The organism is Marinomonas rhodophyticola, from assembly GCF_026113935.1.
Lineage (GTDB): Bacteria > Pseudomonadota > Gammaproteobacteria > Pseudomonadales > Marinomonadaceae > Marinomonas > Marinomonas rhodophyticola.
This window is the reverse complement of the sequence record NZ_JAPEUL010000004.1, coordinates 919,330-932,468: the sequence shown is the minus strand read 5'-3', so window position 1 is coordinate 932,468 and position 13,139 is coordinate 919,330. Positions and strand designations below refer to the sequence as shown.

The 13,139-nt window shown below is 42.4% G+C and carries 14 protein-coding genes; all 14 read right to left on the bottom strand.

Annotated elements, in window-relative coordinates; genetic code table 11:
• Positions 1-11: 11 nt before the first annotated feature.
• The 14 genes from ONZ52_RS05370 to ONZ52_RS05305 all read right to left on the bottom strand — a co-directional run bounded on the left by ONZ52_RS05370 (position 12) and on the right by ONZ52_RS05305 (position 13,131).
• Complete coding sequence (locus ONZ52_RS05370) at positions 12-1,076, bottom strand: GNAT family N-acetyltransferase (protein ID WP_265217682.1); 1,065 nt, start codon at positions 1,074-1,076, stop codon at positions 12-14.
• A 444-nt stretch (positions 1,077-1,520) separates the two neighbouring features.
• A complete protein-coding gene (locus tag ONZ52_RS05365) occupies positions 1,521-1,655 on the bottom strand; it encodes a hypothetical protein (protein WP_265217681.1) in 135 nt (44 codons plus the stop codon).
• A gap of 591 nt (positions 1,656-2,246) precedes the next feature.
• On the bottom strand, positions 2,247-2,951 hold the full coding sequence (locus ONZ52_RS05360) for an IS4 family transposase (RefSeq protein WP_265217680.1): 705 nt from the start codon (positions 2,949-2,951) through the stop codon (positions 2,247-2,249).
• 1,549 nt (positions 2,952-4,500) lie between these two features.
• Positions 4,501-4,929, bottom strand: coding sequence for a hypothetical protein (locus ONZ52_RS05355; protein ID WP_265217679.1), 429 nt, complete (start codon positions 4,927-4,929; stop codon positions 4,501-4,503).
• Between the two features lie 189 nt (positions 4,930-5,118).
• Positions 5,119-5,874 (bottom strand): type VI secretion system protein TssA, encoded by a 756-nt coding sequence (locus ONZ52_RS05350; RefSeq protein WP_265217678.1) that lies wholly within the window; start codon positions 5,872-5,874, stop codon positions 5,119-5,121.
• A 2-nt stretch (positions 5,875-5,876) separates the two neighbouring features.
• Positions 5,877-6,347 carry a type VI secretion system ImpA family N-terminal domain-containing protein gene (locus tag ONZ52_RS05345; protein ID WP_265217677.1) on the bottom strand — a complete coding sequence of 157 codons (471 nt, stop codon included), beginning with the start codon at positions 6,345-6,347 and terminating at the stop codon, positions 5,877-5,879.
• A 59-nt stretch (positions 6,348-6,406) separates the two neighbouring features.
• The gene (locus ONZ52_RS05340) at positions 6,407-6,544 is read right to left on the bottom strand and encodes a hypothetical protein (protein ID WP_265217676.1); all 138 of its coding nucleotides are present in this window, start codon (positions 6,542-6,544) and stop codon (positions 6,407-6,409) included.
• 164 nt (positions 6,545-6,708) lie between these two features.
• Positions 6,709-7,713, bottom strand: coding sequence for a hypothetical protein (locus ONZ52_RS05335; RefSeq protein ID WP_265217675.1), 1,005 nt, complete (start codon positions 7,711-7,713; stop codon positions 6,709-6,711).
• Between the two features lie 31 nt (positions 7,714-7,744).
• Positions 7,745-10,495, bottom strand: coding sequence for a type VI secretion system protein (locus ONZ52_RS05330; RefSeq protein ID WP_265217673.1), 2,751 nt, complete (start codon positions 10,493-10,495; stop codon positions 7,745-7,747).
• A complete protein-coding gene (locus tag ONZ52_RS05325; protein ID WP_265217671.1) occupies positions 10,480-10,623 on the bottom strand; it encodes a hypothetical protein in 144 nt (47 codons plus the stop codon). The genes ONZ52_RS05330 and ONZ52_RS05325 overlap by 16 nt, the downstream gene beginning before the upstream one ends.
• Before the next feature lie 73 nt (positions 10,624-10,696).
• On the bottom strand, positions 10,697-11,095 hold the full coding sequence (locus ONZ52_RS05320) for a DotU family type IV/VI secretion system protein (protein WP_265217670.1): 399 nt from the start codon (positions 11,093-11,095) through the stop codon (positions 10,697-10,699).
• Positions 11,088-11,228 (bottom strand): hypothetical protein, encoded by a 141-nt coding sequence (locus ONZ52_RS05315; RefSeq protein ID WP_265217669.1) that lies wholly within the window; start codon positions 11,226-11,228, stop codon positions 11,088-11,090. Before ONZ52_RS05315 ends, ONZ52_RS05320 begins: the two co-directional genes overlap by 8 nt.
• Positions 11,225-12,622 carry a type VI secretion system baseplate subunit TssK gene (gene tssK, locus ONZ52_RS05310; RefSeq protein WP_265217667.1) on the bottom strand — a complete coding sequence of 466 codons (1,398 nt, stop codon included), beginning with the start codon at positions 12,620-12,622 and terminating at the stop codon, positions 11,225-11,227. Before tssK ends, ONZ52_RS05315 begins: the two co-directional genes overlap by 4 nt.
• Complete coding sequence (locus ONZ52_RS05305; RefSeq protein ID WP_162623509.1) at positions 12,619-13,131, bottom strand: hypothetical protein; 513 nt, start codon at positions 13,129-13,131, stop codon at positions 12,619-12,621. The genes tssK and ONZ52_RS05305 overlap by 4 nt, the downstream gene beginning before the upstream one ends.
• Positions 13,132-13,139: the final 8 nt, after the last annotated feature.

Here is a 13,139-nt window from a genome sequence, read left to right as displayed (position 1 = left end):
CCAATTTAAAATCAGAAACCCATATCGGTGAACAAGGTTAATAATTCATCACGCCATTGCCGTTGAGTTTTATCCGGCCCAAAATAATACAAAAGCTCATTGTCGTAGGGTGCTGCCAGATAAATCGGTAAAGCCGAAAAGCCGATCTTTTCTAGCGCTTTTTGCGAGTGCAGATTGTTGTCATAGACCTTGGCATAGCAAGCTGTCATGCCTTTATGCAGATCGCCAAGTTTGAGCAAAATAGCCACTGCTCGCGGCCCAAAACCATAGCCTTGAAAATCCTCTCCAAGCCAATAATAAAAAAAGCCGATGCCGTTAAAAACCTCTAAGCAAACTGAACCAATAAAGCCCCACTCCTGATGAATGACCGCATAAAGGTAATGATTGTGGTAATGACGACAATTCTGTAACCAAGTTAACCAGTCATCATCATGACTAAAATTCGGTAGATTACATAAATCTGCTACGCTAGCAGCACCCTCACTTTGCTTGCAGTAAACCCAACGATAAGCATCTATATGGTAGGATTCCAATGGCGTTAACATGAGTCCTGCTGCACAATAATCCTGCCACGGAATAGAGCTTTGATTGGCTCGTTCAGCGTGATATTGCACCCAGCGATAACAGCTAAGCAATTCTGCATTTTGATATTGATTGAGCAAGGCACATTTAACGCTTTGCAGCGCTTGAAAAGACTTACCCGACTGAACGCAGGCTTCGGCATTCGCTACAATAATTTTGCTATACTGCTCATTACTTAAACAGTCAGCATCGAGATTTAACAGAGTGTTACTGATCTCATCAACCATCACCCAATCACAGAGCCGCTCAGCAAGATCTAGCATAAGAAGATAATCTGACACTGGATATTTTGCCGTGACGAAATGACGCTCAGATAGTTCAGTATTTGATAACGTGTTTTGGTATACATAATCCCTTAGCTGCAGCATCCAATAGAGCCTATCCTCAGCATAAATTGGCTGCCGATGAACATCACGCAGCGCTAATACCCAATTCTGCTGACTCGGTTTAGAGCAATGCTCTTCTTCAAGCTTCTCATGAGGACTCAATAGCATTAGACTCTATAACAGAGCTTTGTTTTTGCAGTGCAACCATGATTCCTCTGCCTCATCTGCGATTTGCCAAGATGACATTCAACTAACAAAGAGAGAGCTAGCAGGATCGATGCCAACATAGGAAGGACGCACTATGGCGCATTTTTACTGGCTTTTAGCGTAAAAAAGGGTACAAACAATGTGGAATTGGGTGATTACCTACCCTGTTACTGGGTGGTCTTTTACGGACTTCTAGCGCAGCAATAGTGATGCAGAAAACCAATTATACCAACGTTACATCGAACTAAACCCCGTCCGAGCAAACATGGTTGGCCACCCAGCAGTCTACAAAAGACCAAGCGACTACCCCCCACGTTCTTCAAAAGGAAGAAAGACTCATCGCTAACTTCTGGCATCGCACCCACTATATGTAGTGCTAGGCAAATACCATCAACAATCAAAAAACTACCAATCACTATTTAAAGGACATATCCGACCTGCAAGGTATTCTGGCGCTTGCATTAGCACGGCTTTCGCAGCTCGCTCACCTGCCTTGGTCACTTGTTGTTGTACTTGCTGTTTGTCAGATTTTCTTGACATCACCTTGCTCCTTTATTTACGCAGACTTTATTGTCACTTTAGAATTGGTTTAGATAAAACACTTATTAGATATTTAGGATCAGATGCTGAGGTATCCCCACGAATTTACTCATAAATAGGTTCCTTGTTCGAGCTGCTGAACGAGTTGCCTTATGCCGTCCTGCCATTCCTTTTTGATATCTGGAAACGAGTCATAATGGCTCGTTTCCCAAGGTAAAAGTGTGACCGAACTCTTCGCTTACGTAGGGTATTCACTTGGAAGCGTTTTGCATAGCCTGCTAGCTCTATGACTTTACCGATTAAAACAAGCAGAAGCGCAGTGACAGTTGTAAGCAGGATTAAGTTGCTCAACCGTTCTATCTTTGATGTCAAACTCAACTCAAATCCTAGGCCGAATCGGCTGCTTTTCATATCGCGAAACCCTTCTTCAATTTGCATTCTCGTTTCATATGCTTTGACGCAACGCTTCGCAAAAAGACGGTTCACAGGAAGAGAGACACTAATAACCAAGGCTCTTTTGCACCTCTGGCTGCGGTAAGCGAAGATAAAGAAGCACGTCTTTTACCTTTTTGATTGATGGAGTGACGCCCTTTAGGTGGGACTCTTGTAAAGGACAAACTGATTGGTGATTGGGCTAGATTGACGATGTTTAAGCTCTAGATGCTTAGGTTTTTGATTAGCACTAGAGAACAAAGTGGATATGCAGCGCCAAGCTTGAAGCGAGTCATCATAGTACTTACGCGGCCTTCTGACTCGCCCGACATAATCCCAGCCCTGTTTCACAACTTCATCTAACCAAGGTGTCTTAAATCCAGCATCCGTTACAATGATGGGCTTTGCTTTACTTGGAAGCAGTGCTTTTAAAACGCTTAAAAATTGTCTATGTGTTTTAGGCTTTTCTTTTGTGAGCTTGTCATGCACTTCTTCATAAAGCGTAATGGATCGCCCCTCAAAAGCCATACTGGCACGAATTAGAAAGTGTTGTCCACGAGCATCTAAATCAGACCAATCCACGCTAATGATTGGACGCGTTTGAATTACAAAGAGTCGGCATATATAAGCGTAAATCGATAATGCTTCGCGGCGTAAATTCGGATTGGAGAGCAATCGGTCTGATCGTTTAATGCAGTGCTTTTCATACGCTTTTGATTGGATGCCTCGACCGATACTCGTCACGGTGCAAAGATTGCCTTGCGCTAAGCTGAGTACACAAGCCGATAACGCCTTGCGGCGAGTTTTATGCATGTTTGGGCTGACAATCGGAAGGATTTTGTTCAGAATAGTGGTCGCGTTCATGGCTCTCGTGTTTGGTTGTTTTTGGCGAAATTATTGATCACCAAGGGCCATGAACGTTCCCTTATTGCGTTAACTAATTGTTATTTATATCAAATTTGTGGGGATACCTCAGGATCAGATGAAAATCTATTTAGCTAATTAACCAAACAAAAACTCAACCCCAAACACCCTTATCTTTAAAAAGCTCCCAAGCTCACACTTACGTAAAACCTTAAGAACGTCATTTAAATCTATTCCCACCCCACTTCTTACCCATCAAATATCTTCCACGGCTCTGTACATTGCGCTTTGAGCTAAACGGTATGTGACTTTCTCGTTGTAGTAGGTGCATTGTCTAAAGCTATCCGTTCCGCTGGCGTTGATGTTGATCCGCCCGCAAACCCAGGTACTGCCGTCGGCGTATGAGACACACCGGGGTTTCGGGTAAATGCATTATGCGTATGCATTCTATTTGTATCTCCAGTATGAGTCCAAGGCGTCTGCGTATAGGTATTTTTCTCATTATCATATGTTCTCGTACATGTTTCATGACGACGAGATACAGATAAACTTCGGTTCTGACTTCCGGCCGGTGTAAATTCCCGTCGTTGATTAAGCGTCTGAGTGATTTGTCTCACCTCAAACCGTTCCTTTTCTGGCGCTTTTTCTTTCTTGATGATTGGAGCACCACTGCCCCATGAGCCTTGTAGATTCATATTTTTTACCCTCAGTTGTTATATGCCACGTTGTACCGCCTATAAACATTCCCTGCACTGTTACTACCAAGTTTAAAGTGCGCATAGCACTGTCGCGGGACCAGCCAATAGTTGCGGTGCCTGTCCTTCTTGATATTGTGATATTGGGGTCAGATCAAGAAACTAAAGATAGCCCAGTACTCGTTTCACCATATGATGTATGGATGTTTGAGCACCTCTATCCTAGTAGAAATAGTTTTTGATCTGACACCACAATATCTTCGCTCTTTATTTCTAGTTAGACATTCTGGCCCGAAGTATGAGCTGCTTGAATTGCTTGCCCACCTGCCGACTCGCCCCGTACACTTGTTACGACTCCTGTCGTTACAGAGTAGTGATATGAATTATGTGTCCCTGGGTTCGGACCTGGTGTAAAATGTGATTCAGTGATACTGCCTGACCTGTGCCTTGTCATTTGGGCGACATCGCCATTAGGCCTAGTTTGTTGGTATCCGATATCAGCATCTTGGAGGTTCCTCCCTCCCCTGTTTACATTAGCTCGAAATGCTTGGACACCAACACGTGTAGGGTGTGAATTGGGTGCTAAATGATCATATGCACTCATATTAGACATTGACTGTTTCCTCTTAATCTCAATTAATATAAGTCAACTAAGGGGGTAGAGTAATACATCTACCATCCCCATCTGCTGCTTCCACCGAAATTTGGTAACGGATAAAAAATTGCAAGTTTGGGGTCAGTTCTGACGATATTTTGATATTTTTTAGACAGTTCAAAAAACGCCATTTTCATATCTAAAAACCTTCAATTATCAACAAAGCTTGAAATTTCTTGATCTGCAGCCAATTATTCATTTATTTAACTTTCCCAAGTGAGTTCCGTACACTGCTCGCACTCACATCCCCATGCGTGTTCGTATCAGTGTCTCCTGGCCTTCTGCTCCCTGTTGGGGTGTGCCAATCTGGGACCGCCTCATGGGAGTGGAGTCGATCAACATCCCGAGTATTTGCCACTGTGCGTGAGTTCGATACCACCATTGCTCTTCCATCAGTATACGTTGTTCTATCTTCATAGTGATTCGTTGTCGTTTCCCTACGCCCAACGGATACACCGCGTCGTCTAGTGCCACCCGCCACCTCTGGTTTTATAGTAAAGTCTCTTGAATATGCGAATCCTGTGGTGGTTGTCGCTGTAAGGTGGGTGGTTGTAGTTCCTGCCGCCACTTTTTCCCTACGGGCTGCGTTTTTCTCTTGACGTTGCTCTTGAGTCAGTTTTTTCGGCATATTTTCACCTCTTCGTCCTTTTAGGACATTTTGCTACAGATCATAAACTCCATTTTCATATTTAAAAAACCTTCAATTCTCAACAACACTTTGAAGTTTCTTGATCTGACCCTAATTTTCACTTTCATTAGTTTTGCAATAAGATTGCCAATTTAAGAATTCGGCATAAAAAATAAAAATCTTTATTTTTCAATACACTAAAACCAAAACCGCTCTAACTTTATTCTCTTGGTTGGGTTGTTCTTTACCCAATTGGGTTGGATCAATTCCTCCCTGTCCTTCAATGCCCATGATTTCAAACACGTTGATCTGACCACCTTTTAGTAGAAAAATTTCTCGATACAGTTCTGGTGCGCTGAGTTTTCCCCAGTCGCAGGCGGTGTAAATAAGGTAAGGCACCATGGAGTGTGGGTCGTCTTTGATTAGGAAGTCAGCCGCCCTGCGCAGAGATGCAAAAGCGTCATCACGGGTGAGCAGAACACCATTAGACCTTTCTCCATTACCTCCTTCTCCATCACCTCCGCTACCGTTATTATGGCCTGCGCCATTCTCAGACTCCCCATCGCCATTCATATCCGCACCATTATCTTCGCCTATTAGCTGACTACTAAAAGACACACCCCGACGAGTAAGCTCTTGATGTAAAGTGTCGTTTATTTGGTGCAAAACACCTTTGATATCACTAAAGCTTGGACTCGCATCACCACAACAGTCGTCTAACCATTTTTGTAGCCGCTCTAATGATTGCAATGCGTCCTCTAATTGGCTAATAAGAGCCAAAAAATACTCTGTATCGGTAGCGGCCAAACGTTGTTTAAAATCTTGGCTGGTTGGGCCTTTCCAAGGCGATTTGAGTTGATTTTGTTTTTTTAATTTTTCAAAATGTTGGGCATTTTCCCAATCATTCCAGCTCAATTCTTCGCCATCTAGATTCGTTTCAGTCATGGCTAAACTTTTGATAATGGGGTGAGTTTGTCGTTAATCCAATTAAGAGGGTTGGTTCGAAACTCCAAGTCGCCATCTAGCATTTTTGGGTGCATGTCTGCCCAATAGATTTCGCACATTTGTTGTATTAATAAAGCCGCTGGGGCGATGCCTCCTATACCTTCTAAATGCAAATTCGCTTCAAACAGCCAAATACCTAGCTGTAAATCTTTGCTTTTTTCAGCCAAGGCATTAAGAGCAATATTTTTAACTTGCGACCAGTCGGCGGTTTTAAATTCATAGGTCCAAACCCCCATCGGCAAAGTCGGATCGTCGGCCTTACGGGCTTCTTTAATACTAGAATACACACCATTATGGCGTACCGACGCACCCACCCTTTCCTCTCCTATTGGCGCCATTAATTGGGTGAGCGTATAGCCCATGTGAAATTGCATGTAGGCATCGGGGGAATGGGTAGCCGCTTCGAATCTCATAATGGGTTCCTATTTTAATCCTGTCACTATTCAGTATTTGATCATTGGTTATTTAACTATTAATCATTTAACCCTGGCGCCTGAGTGGGAAAATGGCGCGGTAAAACAATGGCATGCTGCTCACCTTTGTCATCACTAACAAACGCTTGTACCAATAAGTTTGATCGACTGACATACGCGGGTTCTTCGAGATACACTCGCTCACCTTTTACCCCCATCAGGGACGTAAAACGACAACATACTCTCATTGTCTAATTCGGCAGAATCGCTAGCGTATAACGTCAGCCACTCAAACAACCCCCATGGACCTCGGCTGACAAAACTTGCGGTTAATGCTTTTGCTGTCCCCAATTGGGTAGGATCAGAATGAATACCGGGTAAGCCAATGGGCAAATAGGCTGAGCCAGTCGCCCAGCGCAAATCCAATTGCATGCGACTGCCGGTGACCAAATGATAGTGTTATTGCCATTAGGAAAAGCGCCTGTGTTCGACCACTTTGTAAGACCCATTCAATAATCTGATTACTGCCTTCTGAAGCCTTTAATAAATCACCTTGGGCGTCAAAAGTGACCTGCATGTGAACTTGCCACTGTTTATTCTTGGCTTGCCAAGTTTGAGCGAAGAAATCATCGACCACATTCATCTGCTCGATAAATTCACGCCAAGACGCTGGAATACTGCCGTCTTTTTGGTTTTGTTTATCCAGATCCGCTAAGAGGTTTTCTGACTTTTCATGGTAGTCTTTGAGAAACGCCTGCAACGCTTTCGAGTTCAAATCCTGGTTACCGGCTTGGTGTATCTCAGCAAATGGATACCGACCAGCAACCTCTTGGTTGAAGCGTTCAGCTAAATATGTATAGCGTGCAACTAGGGCTTTTTTATCGGCACTGCTACAATGCAAACCAACCTGCTGCTCTATTTGTTCACGACGTTTAGCAAACCAACTTCCAGAACTGTGTGTTGCATCAAAATATTCACTCTGTGGGCATTGGCTATTGGAAATATCGGCCAGTTTTTGAGTGACCAGATCATTCAATAAGACAACCTGATTATTAGGCTCACCACGCTCAAAGCGCCCTAAATCTTGCAAAGTAGCCATCCATATTTGTACTTTAGGATCGCTTAACCCTGTATCACTGTTTTGCAAGTATTGCAATAATGGCTGAGCATAATTAAACGCAAAATAGCTCATTTTTTGCTGCTGATTGGTCAAATAAAGTTCAGCCTGCTTATCATCCTGAATGTTAAACATTGCCTGAGCAAAATCTGGCTTTTGCCATTGAGGAAAAGGCAAAGGCTGATAGAGTTGATAGTCACTCACCAGCCTGTCCAATTGAGTCAGCTGCTGCAAAATGAACTTCTGCACTTGTTGGTTAAGCCTTAAAACATTGCTGGTATCACCAAGTTGTTGAAGAAGTATCTGAATTTGTAACAGGAGCCTCTTGAACCTGCTTAAAACTATTCACGGCGTCTGCGACACTTCTTTCACGATAATCAATAAGATCATTGACTGGTTTTGGCGCTTTTATACGTTGGGCAGGTCGTATCATGGCTGCACTTAATAAGCGCTCTGTGACTTGTTGTAAACGCACATCCAAGGCACTGTTAAATAACGCAGTGTCTCCATGCTCATCAGTGAATTGTTGATAATTCACTAAAACATCGATCAGTTGTTGCAAAGGCGCTTGCTGCCATTGATCAACACCTTCTGATGAATCTATCACCGGAGGATAGCTGTCTTTTACAAACGACAGCTCTGTAATAGCCTCGACCTTTTCGGCTAATTTTTGCAGTTCAGGTGTTTTTATCAATAGCCCTTTGGGGCCAAACTCAAACAACGCCCCAAAAGGAGCAAAACTTAACTCGGCAAAGCTTTCTCGCACGATTTGATCACACGATTGTGGCGAAAAGCGCTCGGCTAATTGCTCTAATTGACGACTGTCAAAACCATGCACTACCAATTCCTGGCGTAATGTATTCATTTGTTCGGCAATGCGGCCACAAGGACTAGTGCTGTTCGAGTTTGCAAGCCAATCATTGCTTGTCTTGACGGTCCATTGCCTTAACTTTTTATAATCTTGGATGACCGTAGACGCAGGCAAACGCCGATCTCTCGCCATCCAAACAGTCTGGGCATTGAAGGCTTCTAGTGGTGCTAGGGGAATATTTTCAGCATGTTGCAATAAAGCAATTTGTAGCTCGCCTGTGAGCGTTTCTAAAAATTGCGTACTAAGCTGACGGCTTACTAAGGATTCGTCGTTACGCATCCAACTAGGACTGTACTCGGCTCGACGTACCGCCCCAACAATAAGGTCACTGGCAAAATTAATACTATTGGGTACCGGGTTGTCATACAGATAATTAAGTAACTTAGCTAATGCCGTACTTAACCCGCGATTATTTTTTAATGGACCTGCGAGCGTTTCAAATGATGCTTGCTCATTTTCAAATTCAATTAAATTTTGCTGGTAATCCTCTAGCTGTTGAGACAATGCCTGATAATTACCCACTGCCAAAGGGGTTTGTGTTGCCAACAGCAGAGCATCAGCTCTTTGCTTTAATCGGCACTCCAGAGCAATAAAAAGGTTTTTTTCGAGCAAATGCTGCGCTACCAATTGCTGTTTTTCTACCTCAATCATGTCCAACCAGGACAACGGCATAGATATCGTCAACAAACGCTCACCAACATCACTCAAACCTTGCATAAGCCTAAAAGTATCGGCGCCTTGAGCACTACAATCTACCAACATAGAATGAAGTTGTTTGAGTTTATCTTGACTAAAAGTATTAAATTGAACGACACGAGTAACATCGAACACAAACAGCAAAGACATTACCAATGCAGTAGCTAAAACCCCAATCTGAAATTGTCGCAACACTTTATTATTAGAAAATCGACGTTTTTCTAATATGGAGCTAAGGTGTTTTTCTGCAAAGATTTTTTGTTGAAAAACATCTTCAATAAAGGCCGTTTTATCGTCTAGCTGCCCACAAAAATAAATACCTCTAAGGGGTAAAGCCTCTTGTAAGCTGCTACGAACAAAAGTCGACGCCATCACTTTTGTAAGCGGCTGCTGCAAAGCTGAAAATTGGTGTATGTAGAGCATAAACCTGTCTATGTCGGCTATTTCTTCACCACCGGATGCCACTTGCAACTGAGTAATTTGTAAAGACGCCAATAATTGCGTAAACGCTTCGTGTATCCACTCGACATTAAATGCGGTTTCTAGGCGATACGGATTTGACCAACCGATCATCTGCTGTTTAACCTTTTCATCTTGTGCTTTCCAGAAAGCTGGAAAGCCTTCAATGCGATCACATTGCGTGATAAAGACATAAACAGGCAGCACAAAACCCGTCTTCTTTTGAGTTTTCCAAAGTTGTTGAAACAGCTGTTCGCCAAGCTCTTCTAATGCTGCAGGCGCATCTGGATGCAGTAGAGATTCTGCAGAAATACATAAAATAATCTTATCAAGGGCACGCTCTGGGCGATACCAATTGAGTTGCTCAAGGTTATCATCCAAGGTATCGATTGAAGATTCGATGACCACACCATGGTCAAAAAAATGCCACCCACTAGCCGCGGTTAATAAGCGCTTCTCTCTTGGTAACAATTGTGCTCGCTTACCTTGTTTAATAGATTGCACTAATTGGCTTTTACCGCTCTGTTCCTGACCAATTATAAGCGACCACTCTACTTGATAGCGCCATTCTCGTTGAGTTGTTAAATACTCTATCGCATTCACTGCGCGGCGTATTTGAGCCATACCAACGAGCTGGCGATAACTTTTCTTCTTATTTTTTGGTTTTTCTTTTCCTCTAAATTTTTTAATCAACCAGAGCACTGGCATACTAAAAAGATCAACCAGCCATGACATAAACCGAACCAAAGACTTGGTCAGTAACAGCAACCATTTAGAGCCTTTTTTAATCAACCATAATCCTACCCCAACGACTATGATCACTAATAAGATGAGGCCAATCATTTGCCAAAGAGGATCCTGCCAAATCGGTTTAAGCTGCTCAATCAAAGGGGATAATCGCGCCACAAGACTTTGATACAATCGCTCTACTTGCAGAGTAATACGATCAAATTTTGAAAGAGATTGCTCTATCCAACGTATCATTCCAGTTAGGTCAGTAGCCATTTTTCAAGCCCCTGATTCAATAACAACCACACCACTGCGCCTATTAAAAAATACAGGCTAATACTGTAAACAGTCCAACGATACCAATTCGATAATGGGGCGAGACGCTGCTCATATTGTGACGCCATGCAATGTTCATAAGCTTGAACATGGATATACTGAGCAGCTATAGGTTGATGTTGAGTGATAATTTTAAATAACTTATGGCGATAGACTTCTAATATGGGCTTCTTTATCGCGATAACGCCCAGCAAAGCCGAGCCGCAGCGCAAGCAAATATACGGCACACAGCTGTACTTCAAGTTGATCATATTTGCCATGGGCTAAAAGAGTATTTAAATGCCTATAAAAGGTACCACCAGCTGAGCAACTATCATAAAAATGCTCCTCTAATAATACCCGCTGCCAATAATCTCGCCCTGTCCAATCTAATTCAATAATAAATAATTCATCAGCAAGGGCTACCATAGCAAAACAAGCTTGATCTAATAACACTTGCTGCCTTTCAGTCAATTTATCTCGCCAATACAAACGCTTATCACCCAGCCATTGGCTCAGGTGTAAACTAATGGCGGTCGCCATTTCTTCGTCATTAGGCATAGCCTGAAGTTTCAGGATTTTTTGCTTCTAAGGCCAACTGATCATGATTAATCCAACGCTTAACCATAGCAATCTGCTGATAAAACTGATTCATCAAATTAACAAGATTGAAGTCTGTTCTGGCCATCGTCATTCACCCTCTTTCATTTTCACATCATGAGGAAGATGCAAAACAATGCGCTTCGGTTGCATTGGCTTTAACTTACCATTGGTACAAGCCACCACTAAGGGTTGTCCGGACTTTATATACAAAGGGTCAACTGAAATATAAAATAATACGTGTCCAGGCAAAGCGGTAATACCTGTTGCCTCATCATATTCAGTTCGCTCAACACTGGCGCCTAAAAGGCGTTTTATAGAAAGCTCTTTGTGTATTTTTCCTGACGCAATTCGACAATCTGTCATCCATTGGACTAAATCGGACTGTGTTTGTTGTTGGCGGGGTTTTAACTCAATAAGTAACTTATTTCGGCTCCATGCTTTATCAAAAGCAATGGAAAATACGCCGTCTTGGCTTTCTTCAAAGACTAAACTTGAGTAACGTAAGTTCACTTCTTCCAGTCGCTGTTCGATATACTGAATAGCAAATGCCAACCCACTACCACAATCTAAATGTATATAAGGTGGTAATTTAGGAGGAATACGACTTGAATCCAACTCGCACATTGAACCAATCAACCGAGCTAATACTTGATACACCATCCAAGGGGAACTAACACCATTATCCACTATCAATTCCAGCTCCGCTAAATGCTGAACCATAGAGCGAATCCACAATCGATGTTGATCACTAACACGGCTCCCCAACAGTTCTTCGCCATTTTCAGAAAAACCAGCCAAGAGTCGTGCTTTTTTACGAATCATAAAAGCCATATTTTGTAAACGAAGTTGAAGGGGGAAGCGCTCCATTCGAGCTTCTTCATAGGCTATAAAATTGTCGGCTTCTATACGTAACATCGGTGGGCAATAGGATGTTACTTGGTATTGTGCACTATCAATTTTACTGATTTCCAAAAGAGGTAAAGCAACATATTGCTCTCGTACTCGATTGGCTACTTGCAATGACAGGATGGGCTGCAATCGTAAAACCTCAGTCTCCCCATCTCCTGTATTGTCGTCTTTCGCCAGTTCCCCGTCGACGACATTAAAACGCTGAATATCAGAGCTGCTACTTGCGCTACCAGATACGCGAATAGGTACGGTTAGCTGAATCTTTAATGCAACCTGATCGTCAAACTGCACGTCTTTTTTTAAATCAATCTGAATAGGAGCGTGCTCAGTGACGTCATAATTTATTTGAAGACCATCGGGCATAATAGCCCGTAGTTTTTTTAAATAAACCACGCCTTCTAATAACCTTGCCTCGTCAATAGCCATATTTATTATGCCCCAATGATAGGGAATATTTCGCATCAGGCTCTGCAATTGATTCTCCCAATAGATATGATTTTGCTGAAAATGTTGGGGAGATAACAACATTCCTTCATGCCAACAAACAGAAAGAGGCAAACTATCAAATTGGCTCATGGTTTATGTTCCTCAAGCAAATAATTTTGCCTGTTTAAAGTTATTTTCAGCACCTTATATTGAGTAAGGTCTGCTTGGTATTGACCATCTTGGTCAAGATAATTAGCGAAAAGATAAACAGAAACGGCATTAAAATAATTTTTTGGCAAAATCAAAACGTATTCTGCTGTGTATGGCACCACTTCCTGTTCACTGACAACTAACTTTTTCTGATAACGAAGTAATAATCTTTTTTTATTTATGAACCAATCTGGACCGCTTAACGCACTCAACACTTCCGCCGCCTTATCGTTAAAGACGAATACAATATCCAGTGCAACCGGTACATTATTATTACTGTCGACAGAAGACTGTATGTAGACAGACTCTAATAATGTCTTATCAAAATGATAGAAAGGCACAACTTTCGCCATGCCTTTATCAAGACTATTGCCAATGCTTGCAGCCGTCTCACAACCCGACAAAAAAAGTATTGATAACCAAAACACACCATAAAAGGCAATCTTCATGGTATACA